Source organism: Salinarimonas sp., assembly GCF_046292825.1.
In the GTDB taxonomy this organism is placed as follows: Bacteria; Pseudomonadota; Alphaproteobacteria; order Rhizobiales; family Beijerinckiaceae; genus Salinarimonas.
This window is the reverse complement of sequence record NZ_JBKBQG010000028.1, coordinates 1-15,525: the sequence shown is the minus strand read 5'-3', so window position 1 is coordinate 15,525 and position 15,525 is coordinate 1. Positions and strand designations below refer to the sequence as shown.

The window sequence follows — 15,525 nt, the reverse complement described above, 5'->3', positions numbered from 1 at the left end:
GCGCGCGCTCCGCTGCGGCATTCTCACGCCGTCTTCAACGAGCGGCGGCGGCGGGCGTAGTCGAGAAGCGCGTCGTCGGCCTTCTCGGGCAGCCTGATCTCGACGACCGCGAGGAGATCGCCGTGGCCCGTCTTGGTCGGCAGGCCCTTGCCGCGCAGGCGGAAGGTGCGGCCGGAGGAGACCATCGGCGGCACCTTCATCTCCACCGCGCCCGTGAGCGTCGGCACCCGAACGGTCGCGCCGAGCACCGCGTCCTCGAGGTCGACCGGCACCCGCACGCGCAGGTCCGAGCCCTCGATGGCGAAGCGCTCGTGGGGCAGGATCTCGATCGTGAGCAGCGCGTCGCCCGGTTCGCCGTAGGGGCTCTCCTCGCCGAGCCCGCGCAGGCGGATCACCTGGCCGTTGGCGACGCCCTTGGGCACCACCACCTCGACCTCGCGACCCGTCGGCAGCGTCAGCCGCTTGCCGGCGCCTTCCGCGATCTCCTCCAGGCTGACCCGCAGGGTCGCGGAGACGTCCGCTCCCTTCTCCGGCGCACGCGTGCGCGAGGAGCCCCCGCCGCGGAATCCCGAGAAGCCGCCCGCGCGCCCGGCGCCGCGCTCGGCCTGCCGGAAGGCCTCGCCGAAGATCTGCGAGAACAGGTCCTCCGCGCCGCCTCCGGCACGGGCACCGCCGCCGCGGCCGAAATTCGCGTCGAAGCCCTCGAAGCCGGAGAAGCCCTCCGCGCCGCGGGCGCCGCCGCCCGCGCCGAACCCTTCGAAGCCGCGGAAGCGCGGCTTGCCCTCGCCGTCGATCTCGCCGCGATCGAACTTGGCGCGCTTGTCGGCATCGCCGAGGATCTCGTAGGCCGTGTTGACCTCGGAGAACTTCGAGGCGGCCTTGGGGTCCTTGTTCTGGTCGGGATGGTATTTCTTCGCGAGCGTGCGAAACGCCTTCTTGATCTCGGCCTCGCTCGCCGAACGGGACAGCCCGAGAACGTCGTAGGGATCGCGCATCGCTCGCTTACTCGCGTGTGATCGGGCGGCGGAGCCATCCCCGCCGGTCGCGCTTCGTTATGTGGGACGGCGCATGCGCGAGCGCAACTCTCCTGCGGAAGCCGCCTCTCGCGCCCGCCGGAGCCTCGTTCACGATCCGACGGTCCGCTCCGACGAGCGGATGCGCCAGTCTCCCGGGCCGTTGCGGCAAGCATGGCCGGCGAAGCTTTCCTCGGACTGACCGGCGCGCGTCGTCGCCGCGAAGCGCCGGCAGACGAGGTCGCCTTCGAGATAGGGCGCGTCCGCCGCCACGATGCTGCCGGCCGCACCGCTCTCCGGGTTGTCCCAGGACACGCGCGCGCCGTTGCCCTGCGGGTCGAGGGCGGTGGCGAGCGCGGCGCTGGCGCGGCGCCAATCCTCGCTCTGCGGCATGAGGCCGAGCGAGCGATCGCGCGGGAGCGAGCCCGTCGTGAGCACCTCGCCGGGCTCGGGGATCAGGCTCGCGAGCGGCAGCGACACCCCGCAGCCCGCTGCGGGGACCGCAAGGCCGAGGGCGACGAGCGCGCTCGCGACGCGTCCCGCGGCCCCTTCGCGACGGGCGTCTCGCGCCCTATAAAACCCGCTCGGGGGCGGCGTCGGCATTCGTCCTCCACGATTCGACGAAAATCGTCCGTAACCGGGAGATCAAAGCGTGGGCGAGTTAAAGGACGGTGACTTCACGCAGGCCGCGGACCCGTGGGCGTTATTCGCCGCGTGGCTCGCCGAGGCGACCGCCTCCGAGCCCGAGGACCCGAACGCGATGGCGCTCGCCACCGCCGACGCCTCGGGGCTGCCCAACGTGCGCATGGTGCTGCTCAAGGGCTTCGACGAGGCGGGCTTCGTGTTCTACACGAACACGCAATCTCAGAAGGGCACCGAGCTCGAGGCGAACATGCAGGCGGCGATCTGCCTGCATTGGAAGAGCCTGCGCCGCCAGGTGCGCGCGCGCGGCCCCGTCGTGCGCGTCTCCGACGCGGAGGCCGACGCCTATTACGCGAGCCGCCCGCGCCAGAGCCGCATCGGCGCCTGGGCGAGCAGCCAATCGCGCCCGCTCGAGAGCCGCTTCGCCCTCGAGAAGGCGGTCGCCGTCAACGCCGCCAAGTTCGCGGTGGGCGAGATTCCGCGGCCGCCGCACTGGACGGGCTTCCGGATCGTGCCGGTCTCGATCGAATTCTGGGCCGACCGCCCGTTCCGCCTGCACGATCGCGTGGTGTACAGCCGCGCCGGAGACGGTTGGGAGCGCACGCGGCTCTATCCGTGACGGGAGCGAAGGCCGACCGATGCTACCTGTGAACGAATGTTTTCGACGCCACTATCCATGAGGCCGATGATCGGGTAGTCTATCTCTGGAGGACGGGCATCGACGGGCGCGAGCGGAATGGGAGCCAGAGACGTGGAAACGAACGTGCAGGCTCGCCCCGTGGCCGTGCGGCTACGGGACCCTACGACGATCGGCCGAATCGAGAGGCGGCGCGACGTTCTCGGAAGCGCGCCGGTGATCGCCGGCACCCGCATCACGGTCTCGGCCGTACGCAACTTTCACGAAGCCGGATACTCTGTCGATGCCATCATCGAGGAATACCCGACGCTGACGCCGGCCGACGTCGAAGCCGCGCTGAGTTACGACGACACCGCGGCTGCTTGAGGGTGTGAGGGGCGCCTGAAGTTCTATCTCGACGAGAACGTTCCGAAGTCCGTCGGCATCATGCTTACCGATGCCGGCTACGACATCTTGTTCGCGAAAGACGTCACGGGCTCCGGTGCGGCGGACCCTCTGGTCTGCGCAGCCGCCGAGATCACCCAGTCGATCCTGATCTCGTTCGACAACGACATGAGGCGAGCGGCGCAACGTCAGGGCGTCGGCGGCCGTCGGTTTCCCATGCTCAGCTTGATAAAGTTCTTCTGCGCCGAGCCGAAGGCGGCGGCTCGTCTGGCTGGTGCGCTCTCGCTCGTGGAACACGAGTGGTCGCGCCGCATGGCGAATTCCGGGCGGCGGATCTACATCGAGATCGGAACGTCGGTCATCCGGGTGAACAGGTGATCGCGCGCCGCTCCGCGCAGCGGATCGGAGACGTGCGAAAAACCCCGGAGGCGTGCCTCCGGGGTTCGTTCCGTCGAGCGTCCGCCGTCACTGCACCGGCTGAGCGGGCTGGACGGGGGTCGCCGGGTCGGTCGGCGGCGGCGGGGCCGCCGGCGTGCCGGCCGGATCGCCGGGAACGGGCTGACCGGGCGCGGGCTGCGTCGCCCCGGGCGCGGGCTCCTGGACGGTGCCGGTCACGGGCACGTCGGTCGGGGTGGTGTCGCCCGTGAAGAAGAAGGCGAAGATCGCCGCCACGACCACGATCGCGGCGAGCACCCACACCCAGGTCGAGGACGACGACGAGCTGCGCGTCGCGCGCACGTCGCGGTCCTCGCGCAGCGCATCCGCGCGCTGCTCCTCGGGGGTGCGGGCGTAGGGGTCGACGACCGGATCGCGGATGGGCTCCACGGTCGGGTCGTTGGTCGGACGGTTCAGGGGATCGTTGGGATCGCGTATCGCCATGATGGAACTCCTCTTGGCGGGATCGGGACTTCCGATCGGACTTGTCGGCTAAACGCCGCGCCGCACGCGAGGTTTCATCGCGACTTGATGAGGAGGCGCGGAGGCGCTAACCGTGTGCGGCGAGCCCGGCGGCGGATCGCTCGCGATCGCGACAGGACACAAGGCCCGATGAACGCTCCCGTGGATCAGAAGAAGCTCGTCAAAGGCGCGACCGGCGATTGGGAAATCATCGTGGGCATGGAGATCCACGCCCAGGTCACCTCGCAGGCGAAGCTGTTCTCGGGCGCCGCGACGCGCTTCGGCGCGGAGCCGAACGCCAACGTCTCCCTCGTCGACGCCGCGATGCCGGGCATGCTGCCGGTGATCAACCGCGAATGCGTCGCGCAGGCGGTGCGCACGGGGCTCGGCCTGAAGGCGCAGATCAACCTGCGCTCGGTCTTCGACCGCAAGAACTATTTCTACCCGGACCTGCCGCAGGGTTATCAGATCTCGCAATACAAGCACCCGATCGTCGGCGAGGGCGAGGTCGTGGTCGACATGCTCGACGGCACGTCGTTCACGGTCGGCATCGAGCGGCTGCATCTCGAGCAGGATGCCGGCAAGTCGATCCACGACCTGCACCCGACGATGTCCTTCGTCGATCTCAACCGCTCGGGCGTGGCGCTCATGGAGATCGTCTCGAAGCCCGACATGCGCTCGTCGGAGGAGGCCAAAGCCTACGTGACGAAGCTGCGCACCATCCTGCGCTATCTCGGCACCTGCGACGGCGACATGGAGAAGGGCAATCTGCGCGCGGACGTGAACGTCTCCGTGCGCCGGCCCGGCGAGCCGCTCGGCACGCGCTGCGAGATCAAGAACGTCAACTCCATCCGCTTCATCGGCCAGGCGATCGAGTACGAGGCGCGCCGCCAGATCGCGATCCTCGAGGACGGCGGCAAGATCGACCAGGAGACGCGCCTCTTCGACCCGAACAAGGGCGAGACGCGCTCGATGCGCTCGAAGGAAGAAGCGCACGATTACAGATACTTCCCCGATCCCGATCTCCTTCCGCTCGAATTCGACCAGGCCTTCGTCGACGCGCTCGCCGCCGACCTGCCGGAGCTGCCCGACGAGAAGAAGGCGCGCTTCATCGCCGATTTCGGGCTGTCGCCCTACGACGCCGGCGTGCTCGTCGCCGAGCGCGAAGCGGCCGATTATTACGAGCGCGTCGCGAGGGGCCGCGACGGCAAGGCGGCGGCGAATTGGGTGATCAACGAGCTGTTCGGGCGCCTCAACAAGGAGGGCCGCGACATCGCCGCCTCGCCGGTCTCGGCCGACGCGCTCGGCGAGATCGTCGATCTCATCGCCGACGGCACGATCTCGGGCAAGATCGCCAAGGACGTGTTCGAGATCGTCTGGACGGAGGGCGGCTCCCCGCGCGCGATCGTCGAGGAGCGCGGCATGCGCCAGGTCACCGACACGGGCGCCATCGAGGCGGCGGTCGACGACGTGATCGCGGCCAATCCCGACAAGGTCGAGCAGGTCAAGGCCAAGCCCTCGATGCTCGGCTGGTTCGTCGGCCAGGTGATGAAGACCACCGGCGGCAAGGCCAATCCGCAGGCGGTCAACGCGCTCCTCAAGGACAAGCTCGGCATCGAATGACGACCATCCGCCCCGTCGAGGCGCGCGATCTGCCGGCGGTGCGCGAGGCGCTCGTCGCGAGCTGGCATGCGACCTACGACGCGCTGCTCGGGCCGGACAAGGTGCGCGCGCTCACCGACGCCTGGCATTCGCCGCAGGCGCTCGCCGCCCAGATCGGCCTGCCGGACGCGGCCTTCCTCCTCGCCGAGGACGACGGGCGGGTCGTCGGCTCGGCCTTCGCCCATGTCGACCGGGCGGGCGCGTCCTGCCTGCGGCGGCTCTATCTCCTGCCGGAGGCGCAGGGCAACGGGCTCGGCGGGCGGCTTCTCGACGCCGTGCTCGCGCCTCTCGGCGAGCGCCCGGCCTGGCTCGAGGTCGAGGCGCGCAACCGCCCGGCGATCGGCTTCTATGCCGCCCGCGGCTTCGCCGCCCACGAGACGCGCGGGGAATGCGGCGGCTCGGACGCCGCCTCCGCGCTCGTGATGCGCCGCCCGCACGGCCTGCGCCTGCGCCGCGCGGAGGATCGCGACGCGCAGGACCTGTTCGGCCTCGTGACGCTCTGCTTTTCCGAATATCCCGGCTGCTACACCGATCCGCACGGCGACATGCCCGAACTCGTCCGGCCGGGCACCTCGGCGGCGGCGCGGGACATGATCTTCCTCGTCGTCGAGGACGAGACGGGGCGGGTGGCGGCCTGCGTCGCGGTCGATTTTCCCGCGCAGGCGACCGCCGAGCTGCATCGCCTCTACGTGCGCCCGGACAGCCGCCGGCGCGGCCTCGCCCGCCACCTCGTCGGCCTCGCCGAGGGCCATGCCCGCGCCCGCGCCGCGCGGCGCATGATCCTGTGGTCCGACACCCGCTTCAACGACGCCCACCGCCTCTACGAGCGGCTCGGCTATCTCCGCGGCCCAGAAACGCGGGACCTGGGGGACATCTCGGGCAGCCGGGAGTTCTTCTTCGAGCGGGCACTCTGAGGCGCCTGCGATCAAAAAGTTGCGGGTTCGGTGCGCAGACACCTTCCCAAGGCGCGCGGATCAGGCATTCTACGCATCCGGCACGACGGCGTGAGACCGATCGACAGGGGGGATGCGGTGATGGCGGGTTCGGAACGTCCATGGACGGCCTATTACGGACCTGACGTCCGACCCGAGCTTCCGGGCACGTCCTACCGCACGATCGGCGACCTGATTCGCTCGGTCGCGGGTACCTATGGTCGTGCGCCCGCCTTCACGGTCTGCCTGCCGAACGGGATGAACGGCACCTTGAGCTTCCGGCAGGTCGACGAGATGTCGGACGCCTTCGCCGTCTATCTGCGCGAGGTCGCGGGTCTCGAGACGGGCGACCGCGTCGCGCTGCAGATGCCCAATTGCCTCTCCTTCCCCGTCGCCGCCTTCGGCATCTTCAAGGCGGGCTGCGTCCTCGTGAACGTCAATCCGCTCTACACCGCCGAGGAAATGGCCAAGCAATTCGCCGATTGCGAGCCGCGCGCGCTCGTGATCGCCGACATGTTCGCCGACAAGGTCCCCGACGCGACGCGCGGCCACCCGATCCCCAACGTCGTCGTCACCCGCATCGCCGAGTTCATGCCGTCCCTGCCGCGCGGGATCGTCGGGCTCGTGCAGCGCTATTGGGACCGCACCGTGCGGCCGATCGAGATCCCGCACGTTCGCATCGGGGACGCGCTCGCGGCGGGGCGCAGCCACCGCAAGGGGGACCGCATCGAGGTCGACGCCTATTTCCAGGCGGTCGAGCCGGGGGACGTCGCCTGCCTGCAATATACCGGCGGGACGACGGGCGTCGCCAAGGGCGCGATGCTCACCCACGCCAACCTGATCACCAACATGGAGCAGACGATGGAGATGATCGTCGGGCTCGAGAAGGGCAAGGAGACCGCCCTGACCGCGCTGCCGATGTATCACATCCTCGCCTTCACGGTGAACCTGCTCGGCTTCTGGTGGCTCGGCGCGCACAACGTGCTCATCCCCAACCCGCGGCCGCTCTCGAACCTGAAGCGCGCCTTCGAGAACTACCGCATCACCTGGATGAGCGGCGTGAACACGCTCTTCAACGGGCTGACGAACGAGCTCTGGTTCAAGGATTCGCCGCCAAGGCACCTGAAATTCGCGACCGCCGGCGGCATGGCGCTCCAGAACGCCGTCGCCGAGCGCTGGGAGGCGATCACGGGCGCGCCCGTCCTGCAGGGCTACGGCCTCACCGAGACCTCGCCGGTGCTGACCTTCAACCCGCTCGGCAAGACGCGGCCCGGCTCGATCGGCATCCCGGTCCCCTCGACGGAGCTCGCCTGCGTCGACGACGAGGGCCGCCCCGTCGCCACGGGCACGCCCGGCGAGATCGCGGCCAAGGGGCCGCAGGTCATGGCGGGCTACTGGAACCGGCCGGACGAGAGCACCGCGGCCTTGCGCAATGGCTGGTTCCTCACCGGCGATATCGGGATCATGGACGCGGACGGCTATTTCCACATCGTCGACCGCAAGAAGGACATGGTGGTCGTCTCGGGGTTCAACGTGTACCCCAACGAGGTCGAGGATTGCCTCGCGCTTCATCCCGGCATCCTCGAATCGGCCGTCGTCGGCGTGCCCGATCCGTCCTCGGGCGAGGCGGTGAAGGCCTTCGTGGTGCGCAGGGACGCGAGCCTCACCGAGGCCGCCGTGCGCGCGCATTGCCGCGAGCACCTGACGAGCTACAAGATCCCCAAGATCGTCGAATTCCGCGACGACCTGCCGAAATCGAACGTCGGCAAGATCCTGCGGAAAGAATTGCGCCCCGCCCCGGCGGCGCGCGGCGCAGGGGAGTGAACGACGATGGTCGGAGCCTTCGAACAGACGCTGCTCGCCCTGATGATCTTCGTCATCATGCTCGGCATGGGCGCCTCGATGACGCCGCGCGATTTCTGGCTCGCGCTGCGTCGCCCCTACGGCATCGGCGTGGGCCTGTTCTCGCAATACGCCTTCATGCCGATGATCGGCTTCCTGTTCGTCACCTTCCTGACGGTGCCGGAGACGATCGCGATCGGCATCGTGATCATGGCCTGCATGCCGGGCGGCACGACGTCGAACATCTTCGCCTATTTCTCGAAGGGCAACCTCGCGCTCTCGGTGCTGATGACGGTCACCTCGACGGTCGCGGGCGTCCTCCTCATCCCGATCATCCTCCTCCTCTACGCGACCGCGCTCGATCTCAGGATCCCGCGCGAGAACATCATCGTCACCCTCGTCCTCCTGCTCGTGCCGGTGGGGATCGGGATGGCGCTGCGGCGGCTCAACGCCAATGCGGGGGCGGTGACGGAATTCTTCGGCTCGGCGCTCGCTTTGTTCTTCATCCTCTTCCTGATCGTGACCTGGGTGCCGCGCAATTGGCAATTCCTGATGGACACGACGCCGGCGACCTACGTCGCTTCCATCGGGCTGTGCGTGGTGGGGATCACCGTCGGCTACCTGTTCGCGCGCGCCCTGCGGCTCCATCCGCGCAACGCGCGCACGGTCGCGCTCGAGACGGGCATCCAGAACGGCCCGCTCGCGATCGCGATCATCGCGTTCACCTTCTCCGGCACCGAGGCGCAGGAGATCATGGCGGTGCCGGCTTTGTACTCGCTCTTCATCGTGATCGTCTCGACCATCGTCACCCTGATCTTCCGCCGCGCCAACGCCGCCGCCGAACAGAAGATGCCCGACAGCCTGCTGTGACGCGAGAAGCCCGCGCGCCGTGCCGAGCGGATTGTGCGCGGGCTCCGCGGGCTCGAGGGTTGCCGAAGCGGCATCGACGACCGATGATCAAGGGGACAGCCCTCTCGCCCAGGAGCCCCCGCCCCCGTCATGTCGAGCAAAGACGCCTTGCCGAAGCCCGTCCTCATCGTGCTCCATCAGGAGACGTCGACGCCGGGGCGCGTGGGCCACCTCATCGCGGCACGCGGCCATCCGCTCGACATCAGACGCCCGCGCTACGGCGATCCCCTGCCGGACACGCTCGCCCACCACGCCGGCGCCGTGATCTTCGGCGGGCCGATGAGCGCCAACGATCCGGACGATTTCGTCAAGGCGGAGACGGATTGGATCGGCGTGCCGCTCGCCGAGGGCAAGCCCTTTCTCGGCCTGTGCCTCGGCGCGCAGATGCTCGCCCGCCATCTCGGCGCGCGCGTCTACGAGCATCCGGAGGGGCGCGCCGAGATCGGCTATTACCCGCTCCAGCCGACGCAGGAGGGCGCGCGCGACGCGGCCCGTGTCGGCGTCGATTGGCCGGGACACGTCTATCACTGGCATCGCGAGGGCTTCGACTGCCCGACAGGCGCGGTGACGCTCGCCACCGGCGACGACTTTCCCGTCCAGGCGATCCGCGCGGGGCCCGCGGCCTACGGCTTCCAGTTCCACCCCGAGGTCACCTACGCGATGACCTGCCGGTGGACGGTGCGCGCGCAGCACCGCCTCGTCCTGCCCGGCGCCCAATCGCGCCGCGCGCAGCTCGAGGGGCGGCTGATGCACGACCCCTCCGTGAGGATCTGGATCGAGGCCTTCCTCGACCATTGGCTCGCCGGCGGCATGATCGAGAAGAGCGCCGCAGGCGGCCCGGCACCGGGCGCGGCAGGCCGCCTGTCCCATGCGGCGGCACCGTCGCGCTGAGGGGACACTTTTCTGCCGATCGATTTCCCTGGAGATCTCGAGGTCTCTCGAAGAGCGCGACGGTCTCCCCTCCTCCTTGTGGGGAGGGGCCGGGGGTGGGGGTGGTGCAAAATGAAGCGTATCGGTGCCGCCTCGACGACCCCCATCCGTCTCCGGGCTTCGCCCGGAGCCACCTTCCCCACAAGGGGGAAGGACAAGAGTGCCCGTCATCCACGTCGATCACGGGCGGCAGAGATAGGCGGTCGATCGTCCGCGTCGAGGGAACGCGAAAACGTGTCGCGGTGTTGTCGGTCGGGCTGCGGGCGTCGTCCGCGGCTCCAATCCACACACGCCGAGAGGTTCACGACCCATGCGCGCGACGCCCATCACCGGCATGTCCCGATCCCCCAGCATCACCGACACGGTGGAGCGCGGGCGGCGGATCCTCGCCCATCGTCCGGAGCCCCGCGGCCGCGATCGCGACGCCGAGCGCGCCGAGCGCCGCGCCGAGCGTGCGCGGAACCAGGCCGCCCGCTCCGATGCCCAACCCGAAGCCGCGGAGTGACGAGGCCATGGCCGAAAAGAAGGTCAATCCGGCTCTGATGAAGCCGCTCACCCCCTCCAAGGAGCTCGCCGCCGTGGTCGGCGCCGATCCGCTCCCGCGCCCGGAGGCCGTCAGCCGCGTCTGGGCCTATATCAAGCAGCACGACCTGCAGAACCCCGCCGACAAGCGCGAGATCCTCGCCGACGACAAGCTCGGTCCGGTCTTCGGCAAGGACAAGGTCTCGATGTTCGAGATGAACAAGCACCTCGCGCGGCATCTGAGCTGAGGCGCGCTTGCGGGCACGCCCGCGGATCGCCATGGTGGCGGCCCCGTCCCGGAGCCGCTCGCCATGCCGTATTTCGACGCCGCCGCCGCGATCCTCGACTGGTTCGGCCTCGTCGTCTTCGCCGTGACGGGGGCGCTCGTCGCCTCCCGCAAGGAGATGGACATCGTCGGCTTCGCGCTGCTCGGCACCGCGACCGGCATCGGAGGCGGCACGATCCGCGACCTCGTTCTCGGCGTGCCCGTCTTCTGGACGCAGACGCCCGCCTATCTCGCGACCTGCCTCGCCGTCTCGGCGCTCGTCTTCTTCACCGCCCACGTCCCCCAATCGCGCTACAAGCTCCTCCTGTGGTTCGACGCCGCCGGGCTCGCGCTGTTCGCGGTGGCGGGCGCGGAGAAGGCGCTGACGCTCGGGGCCGACCCGTTGATCGCGGTGGCGATGGGCGTGATCACCGCGACCTTCGGCGGCATCATCCGCGACGTGATCGGGGCCGAGCCCTCGATCGCGCTCAAGCGCGAGATCTACGTGACGGCCGCGCTCGTCGCCGCCCTCGGCTACGTGCTCGCCGCGCTCGCGGGCGCCGAGCGGGAGATCGCGATCCTCGCGGGCCTTCTCGCCGGCTTCGCGCTGCGCGGGGGCGCCCTGACCTTCGGCTGGGCGCTGCCGCGCTACCGCCCCCGCCCGGGGCGCGACCCGTCGCCGTGATCCGCCTCACGCCACCGCGATCAACAACGCCGCATAGGCCCCCGCCCCCGCCGCGAAGGGCAGGATCCGGCTCTCCCGCTCGGAGGGCAGTTCCTCCTTCAACACGTTGAGCACGATCGAGCCCGCGAGCAGCGCGAACAGGACGGCGAAGGCGGCCTCGTCGACGAGGATCGTCGCGCCGAGCCCCCAGCCGACGAGCGCCGCGCCCGCGAGCACGAAGCGCCCGCCCGAATCGTAGCGGGCGCGATGGTGGCGGCGCAGCCCCGCGTCGTTGGCGAGGAAATGGAGCCCCATCGCGACAGCGAAGAGGACGAGCTGCAGCGGGCTCTCCATCTCCCGGCTCGCGAGCAGATAGCCGATGAGGAGGTTGTAGAGCGCGAACCCGACGATGTGGACGCGGAAGACGTCGAGCCGCGGGCGGTTCTTGGGGCTCTCCTGCGCCGAGACGAGGGCGAGATGCTCGAGGGCGTAGAAGGCGCACAGGCCTGCGAGCGCCGCGAGATAGACGAGGAGCGGCCCGTGATCGCCGAGCCCGTCGCCCGCGAGCACGCCCCCGTGCAGCGCGAGCTCGGGCAGGATGTGCAGGAAGACGTAGGCCACCGCGACCCCGCCCGCGATCGAGGTCCAGACCGCCCGCGCCCGGCCTCCCAGAGCGTGGATGCGCCCGGCGGCGAGGTGGATGCAGGCGATGGCGATCGCGAGGAGGCCGGAGAGAGCGAGCATGGGGGGAGTTGAGCACGCATGGCGCGCGCATGCCACCCGGCTTGTGATCGCGGCCTTGGTGTCGCATAAGCTCACGCGTTCATGACGCAGCGTCGGTATTTCAGGAGAGCGTCCTCGTGCCCGTCATCGCCTCGCAGATCGATCTGTCCGCGCCCCAGGCGCAGGAGAACCGCGCCGCCTGGGCCGAGCTGTCCGCCGATCTCGCCGCGCGCCGCGCGCAGGTCGCGGAGGGCGGGCCGGCCAAGGCGCGCGAGCGGCATCTCGCGCGGGGCAAGCTGTTGCCGCGCGAGCGGGTGATGCGCCTCCTCGATCCGGGCGCACCCTTCCTCGAGGTCGGCGCGCTCGCCGCGCACGGCATGTACGAGGACGCGATCCATTCGGCGGGCATCATCACCGGCATCGGCCGGGTGTCGGGCCGCGAATGCATGATCGTGTGCAACGATTCGACCATCAAGGGCGGCACCTACTACCCGATGACGGTCAAGAAGCACCTGCGCGCCCAGGAGATCGCCCGCGAGAACCGGCTGCCCTGCATCTACCTCGTCGATTCGGGCGGCGCGAACCTGCCTCACCAGACCGAGGTGTTCCCCGACCGCGACCATTTCGGGCGCATCTTCTACAATCAGGCAACGCTCTCGAGCCTCGGCATTCCCCAGATCGCCTGCGTCATGGGCTCGTGCACCGCGGGCGGCGCCTACGTGCCGGCGATGTCGGACGAGACCGTCATCGTGCGCCGCCAGGGCACGATCTTCCTCGGCGGCCCCCCGCTCGTGAAGGCGGCGACCGGCGAGGTGGTCTCGGCCGAGGATCTCGGCGGCGCCGACGTCCATGCCCGCCGCTCCGGCGTCGCCGACCATTACGCGACGGACGACGTCCATGCGCTCGCGATCGTGCGCCGCATCGTGGCGAATCTCAACGGCGTCAAGCGGGTCGATTGCTCGCTCGCCGACACGGTCGAGCCGCTCTACGCGGCGGACGAGCTCGACGCGATCGTGCCCGCCGACCTCAAGAAGCAATACGACATCCGCGAGGTGATCGCCCGCCTCGTCGACGGCTCGGAATTCGACGAGTTCAAGCGCCTCTACGGCACGACGCTCGTCACCGGCTTCGCGCGCCTCCACGGCATGCCGGTGGGGATCATCGCCAATAACGGCATCCTGTTCTCGGAGAGCGCGCAGAAGGGTGCGCATTTCATCGAATTGTGCTGCCAGCGCGGCATCCCGCTCCTGTTCCTCCAGAACATCACCGGGTTCATGGTGGGGCGCGATTACGAGGCCGGCGGCATCGCCAAGGACGGGGCGAAGCTCGTGACCGCGGTCGCCTGCGCGCAGGTGCCGAAGCTCACCCTCATCGTCGGCGGCTCCTTCGGCGCGGGCAATTACGGCATGTGCGGGCGCGCCTATTCCCCGCGCTTCCTGTTCATGTGGCCGAACGCCCGCATCTCGGTGATGGGCGGCGAGCAGGCGGCGAGCGTGCTCGCGACCGTGCGGCGCGACAACATCGAAGCCGAGGGCGGCGCCTGGTCGGCCGAGGAGGAGGAGGCCTTCAAGGCGCCGATCCGCGAACGCTACGAGGCCGAGGGCTCGCCCTATCACGCGACCGCGCGGCTCTGGGACGACGGCGTGATCCTCCCCTCCGAGACCCGCCGCGTCCTCGCGCTGGCGCTGTCCGCGAGCCTCAACGCCCCGATCCCGAAGACCACCTTCGGCGTGTTCCGGATGTAGGATTGCGCTTTTCATCGACCACAAGGAAAGCTATCGTGCCCCCGACCGATGCACGGTTAGGGGTCTGCATGAGAACCAAAACCTTGATCTTGGCGAGGAAGGCATCGATCAGGACGGGCGAATGGAAGCGAGGCCCCATACCGCGAGCGCAATGGCCCTCTCGTAGAGCCAAGGACAAGGCCTACAAGTACGGCCCACGCTACCAATGGCGGATCATTTCGTTTCTCTGTCTCGGCTACGAATGTCGCGTCCGTATCCTGCTCAACATCGACGCGCGAATTCTGCGAGCGACATTTGCTGTGACGGAAGATGGAGACACCAAGGCTCTGTGTGACTATGAATGGCATGCATCCGAGCCTGGATGGCATTGCCACGCTCGGTGCGGGCACGTGGAAGACGTCGATGCAACGAAGAACCGCTTCGGCTCGATACGCATGCCCGCCTGGGGCAGCTATCATCGGAGACAGGAGTTCAAATTCGGCGATTCGGACCTGAACGAGATCGCTGCGTTCAATTACGTCGTGACGCTCTTTCGCATCAGGGAAGGCGGAGGTCTGATATGAAAGACGATCTTTGTCACGCCTTTTGTGACGACATCACGGTCACGGCGACGCCACTGGGTCTTGCCGTCGGCACGGCGTTCAGGCGCGACGACGGCGACCGCATAAGCTTCTACGTCGTCGACGACGCAGACGACACCGTCCATCTCGAAGACGACGGGGCGACCGTTCCGGCGCTCGAGGAAGCGGGTGTGGATTTCGACACCGACACGAGACGCAAGGCGCTCGACACGCTTCTCGACTCCGCCGGCGCGTTCTTCGACGATCGCACGGTCACCATCCGAACCGACGCGTTCGCGCGACGCGATCTGCCCCGCAGAGCGTTGTCGTTCGTCGGCGCGCTCGTGCGCATGAACGACTTTCTCCTGTTGACCCCGGAAATCGTGAGGAGCACGTTTCGCGAAGACGCCGCCGGGAAGATCCGCGCCGCGATCCGCGACCAGGCGACGATCAGGGAGGGCGAGCCCGTCAACGACAGGCTGGCCGAGGTGAGCCCAGACATGGTCATCGAAGCGCCGGCTCGCCCGCCGGTCGCGATCTTCTTCGGCAGCGGCGCGCAACGGGTGCAAGACGCGGTGTTCCTGCAAATGGCGGCCATTCACGAAGCGAAAGTCGACGTCTCGGTGATCGTGCTCCTCGAGACCGAGAAGTCGGTCCCGTCCGCGCTGCGTCGGCGCGCGAGCAACAGGGTGTCCGCGGTGACGGAGTTTCGCGACGACGAGGACGCCGCGATATCGAGGATCGTGCGGGAAGCTCTCGGAAAGGTCGCCTGAGACGAGCCATGGACGGCTCCGCTCGTTGGCGACTTCCCACGCCCCCATCCCGAAGACCACCTTCGGCGTGTTCCGGATGTAGGACGGCGTTCACAACACCGTGTCACGAATGTGGAACCTCGGCGCTAGGCGCGGTATTGTCTAGCCGCGCATCGCGTCCCCGCCGCCTCGGGGCGGCCCCGGCCGGGCTCGCTGCGCGCGACCTCGCTCGGGAGACGATCATGAAGAAGACCGCCATTCTCGCCACCGCCGCCCTCGCGCTCGCGATCGGCGCCTGCAGCCCCACCTCGCGCACGGATCGGGCGCTCGCCGGCGGCGCGATCGGTGCCGGCACCGGCGCCGTCGTCGGCGCGGCAGCGACCCGCTCGGCCGGCGGCGCCCTCGTCGGCGGCGCGCTCGGCGCGGCGGCCGGCGCGATCATCGGC

Annotated in this window: 19 protein-coding genes; 15 read left to right on the top strand and 4 right to left on the bottom strand. The window is 69.1% G+C overall.

What is annotated here, in order from left to right:
* Positions 1-23 precede the first annotated feature (23 nt).
* Entirely contained in the window at positions 24-995 is a 972-nt protein-coding gene (locus tag ACK4UM_RS13995) for a DnaJ C-terminal domain-containing protein (protein ID WP_409800169.1), read from the bottom strand.
* Between the two features lie 129 nt (positions 996-1,124).
* Positions 1,125-1,493 (bottom strand): RT0821/Lpp0805 family surface protein, encoded by a 369-nt coding sequence (locus ACK4UM_RS13990; RefSeq protein ID WP_409800166.1) that lies wholly within the window; start codon positions 1,491-1,493, stop codon positions 1,125-1,127.
* 172 nt (positions 1,494-1,665) lie between these two features.
* On the opposite strand from ACK4UM_RS13990, the gene pdxH reads away from it, so the two are divergent.
* The 3 genes from pdxH to ACK4UM_RS13975 all read left to right on the top strand — a co-directional run bounded on the left by pdxH (position 1,666) and on the right by ACK4UM_RS13975 (position 3,054).
* Positions 1,666-2,274 carry a pyridoxamine 5'-phosphate oxidase gene (gene pdxH, locus ACK4UM_RS13985; RefSeq protein WP_409800163.1) on the top strand — a complete coding sequence of 203 codons (609 nt, stop codon included), beginning with the start codon at positions 1,666-1,668 and terminating at the stop codon, positions 2,272-2,274.
* Between the two features lie 132 nt (positions 2,275-2,406).
* Positions 2,407-2,658 (top strand): DUF433 domain-containing protein, encoded by a 252-nt coding sequence (locus tag ACK4UM_RS13980; protein ID WP_409800160.1) that lies wholly within the window; start codon positions 2,407-2,409, stop codon positions 2,656-2,658.
* Positions 2,659-2,673: 15 nt separating this feature from the next.
* The gene (locus tag ACK4UM_RS13975; RefSeq protein WP_409800259.1) at positions 2,674-3,054 is read left to right on the top strand and encodes a DUF5615 family PIN-like protein; all 381 of its coding nucleotides are present in this window, start codon (positions 2,674-2,676) and stop codon (positions 3,052-3,054) included.
* Between the two features lie 87 nt (positions 3,055-3,141).
* Here the strand turns inward: ACK4UM_RS13975 and ACK4UM_RS13970 are convergent, their stop codons facing one another.
* The gene (locus ACK4UM_RS13970) at positions 3,142-3,555 is read right to left on the bottom strand and encodes a hypothetical protein (protein ID WP_409800159.1); all 414 of its coding nucleotides are present in this window, start codon (positions 3,553-3,555) and stop codon (positions 3,142-3,144) included.
* Positions 3,556-3,723: 168 nt separating this feature from the next.
* Here ACK4UM_RS13970 and gatB point away from each other — a divergent pair, with 168 nt between their 5' ends.
* The 8 genes from gatB (at position 3,724) to ACK4UM_RS13930 (ending at position 11,320) form a co-directional block, all read left to right on the top strand.
* Positions 3,724-5,196 (top strand): Asp-tRNA(Asn)/Glu-tRNA(Gln) amidotransferase subunit GatB, encoded by a 1,473-nt coding sequence (gene gatB / locus ACK4UM_RS13965; protein WP_409800156.1) that lies wholly within the window; start codon positions 3,724-3,726, stop codon positions 5,194-5,196.
* Positions 5,193-6,149, top strand: coding sequence for a GNAT family N-acetyltransferase (locus ACK4UM_RS13960; RefSeq protein WP_409800153.1), 957 nt, complete (start codon positions 5,193-5,195; stop codon positions 6,147-6,149). The genes gatB and ACK4UM_RS13960 overlap by 4 nt, the downstream gene beginning before the upstream one ends.
* A 120-nt stretch (positions 6,150-6,269) precedes the next feature.
* The gene (locus ACK4UM_RS13955; protein WP_409800150.1) at positions 6,270-7,991 is read left to right on the top strand and encodes an AMP-binding protein; all 1,722 of its coding nucleotides are present in this window, start codon (positions 6,270-6,272) and stop codon (positions 7,989-7,991) included.
* Positions 7,992-7,997: 6 nt separating this feature from the next.
* Complete coding sequence (locus ACK4UM_RS13950; protein WP_409800147.1) at positions 7,998-8,879, top strand: bile acid:sodium symporter family protein; 882 nt, start codon at positions 7,998-8,000, stop codon at positions 8,877-8,879.
* Positions 8,880-9,008: 129 nt separating this feature from the next.
* Positions 9,009-9,809 (top strand): glutamine amidotransferase, encoded by an 801-nt coding sequence (locus ACK4UM_RS13945; protein ID WP_409800144.1) that lies wholly within the window; start codon positions 9,009-9,011, stop codon positions 9,807-9,809.
* A 349-nt stretch (positions 9,810-10,158) separates the two neighbouring features.
* Entirely contained in the window at positions 10,159-10,353 is a 195-nt protein-coding gene (locus ACK4UM_RS13940) for a hypothetical protein (protein ID WP_409800141.1), read from the top strand.
* A complete protein-coding gene (locus ACK4UM_RS13935) occupies positions 10,328-10,618 on the top strand; it encodes an SWIB/MDM2 domain-containing protein (RefSeq protein ID WP_409800139.1) in 291 nt (96 codons plus the stop codon). Before ACK4UM_RS13940 ends, ACK4UM_RS13935 begins: the two co-directional genes overlap by 26 nt.
* 63 nt (positions 10,619-10,681) lie before the next feature.
* Positions 10,682-11,320: a trimeric intracellular cation channel family protein gene (locus tag ACK4UM_RS13930; protein ID WP_409800136.1), complete on the top strand. Its 639-nt coding sequence runs from the start codon at positions 10,682-10,684 to the stop codon at positions 11,318-11,320.
* A gap of 6 nt (positions 11,321-11,326) precedes the next feature.
* Here ACK4UM_RS13930 and ACK4UM_RS13925 read toward each other — a convergent pair whose 3' ends face one another.
* Complete coding sequence (locus ACK4UM_RS13925; RefSeq protein ID WP_409800134.1) at positions 11,327-12,043, bottom strand: hypothetical protein; 717 nt, start codon at positions 12,041-12,043, stop codon at positions 11,327-11,329.
* A gap of 116 nt (positions 12,044-12,159) precedes the next feature.
* Between ACK4UM_RS13925 and ACK4UM_RS13920 the strand changes: the two genes are divergently transcribed.
* The 4 genes from ACK4UM_RS13920 to ACK4UM_RS13905 form a co-directional block, all read left to right on the top strand.
* The gene (locus ACK4UM_RS13920; RefSeq protein ID WP_409800131.1) at positions 12,160-13,767 is read left to right on the top strand and encodes a carboxyl transferase domain-containing protein; all 1,608 of its coding nucleotides are present in this window, start codon (positions 12,160-12,162) and stop codon (positions 13,765-13,767) included.
* A gap of 68 nt (positions 13,768-13,835) precedes the next feature.
* A complete protein-coding gene (locus ACK4UM_RS13915; protein WP_409800129.1) occupies positions 13,836-14,330 on the top strand; it encodes a hypothetical protein in 495 nt (164 codons plus the stop codon).
* Positions 14,327-15,100, top strand: a complete 774-nt coding sequence (locus ACK4UM_RS13910) for a DUF1828 domain-containing protein (protein WP_409800126.1) — start codon at positions 14,327-14,329, stop codon at positions 15,098-15,100. The genes ACK4UM_RS13915 and ACK4UM_RS13910 overlap by 4 nt, the downstream gene beginning before the upstream one ends.
* A gap of 221 nt (positions 15,101-15,321) precedes the next feature.
* The coding region (locus ACK4UM_RS13905) for a bacteriocin (RefSeq protein ID WP_409800124.1) at positions 15,322-15,525 on the top strand (204 nt) is incomplete at its 3' end.

Excerpts from the sequence above, each read along its gene's own strand:
- ACK4UM_RS13915 (WP_409800129.1), top strand. The coding sequence starts at position 13,836 with ATGAGAACCAAAACCTTGATCTTGGCGAGGAAGGCATCGATCAGGACG.
- ACK4UM_RS13970 (WP_409800159.1), bottom strand. The coding sequence starts at position 3,555 with ATGGCGATACGCGATCCCAACGATCCCCTGAACCGTCCGACCAACGAC.
- ACK4UM_RS13935 (WP_409800139.1), top strand. The coding sequence starts at position 10,328 with ATGCCCAACCCGAAGCCGCGGAGTGACGAGGCCATGGCCGAAAAGAAG.
- ACK4UM_RS13945 (WP_409800144.1), top strand. The coding sequence starts at position 9,009 with ATGTCGAGCAAAGACGCCTTGCCGAAGCCCGTCCTCATCGTGCTCCAT.
- ACK4UM_RS13960 (WP_409800153.1), top strand. The coding sequence starts at position 5,193 with ATGACGACCATCCGCCCCGTCGAGGCGCGCGATCTGCCGGCGGTGCGC.
- ACK4UM_RS13910 (WP_409800126.1), top strand. The coding sequence starts at position 14,327 with ATGAAAGACGATCTTTGTCACGCCTTTTGTGACGACATCACGGTCACG.
- ACK4UM_RS13930 (WP_409800136.1), top strand. The coding sequence starts at position 10,682 with ATGCCGTATTTCGACGCCGCCGCCGCGATCCTCGACTGGTTCGGCCTC.
- ACK4UM_RS13925 (WP_409800134.1), bottom strand. The coding sequence starts at position 12,043 with ATGCTCGCTCTCTCCGGCCTCCTCGCGATCGCCATCGCCTGCATCCAC.
- ACK4UM_RS13995 (WP_409800169.1), bottom strand. The coding sequence starts at position 995 with ATGCGCGATCCCTACGACGTTCTCGGGCTGTCCCGTTCGGCGAGCGAG.
- ACK4UM_RS13950 (WP_409800147.1), top strand. The coding sequence starts at position 7,998 with ATGGTCGGAGCCTTCGAACAGACGCTGCTCGCCCTGATGATCTTCGTC.
- ACK4UM_RS13940 (WP_409800141.1), top strand. The coding sequence starts at position 10,159 with ATGCGCGCGACGCCCATCACCGGCATGTCCCGATCCCCCAGCATCACC.
- ACK4UM_RS13955 (WP_409800150.1), top strand. The coding sequence starts at position 6,270 with ATGGCGGGTTCGGAACGTCCATGGACGGCCTATTACGGACCTGACGTC.
- gatB (WP_409800156.1), top strand. The coding sequence starts at position 3,724 with ATGAACGCTCCCGTGGATCAGAAGAAGCTCGTCAAAGGCGCGACCGGC.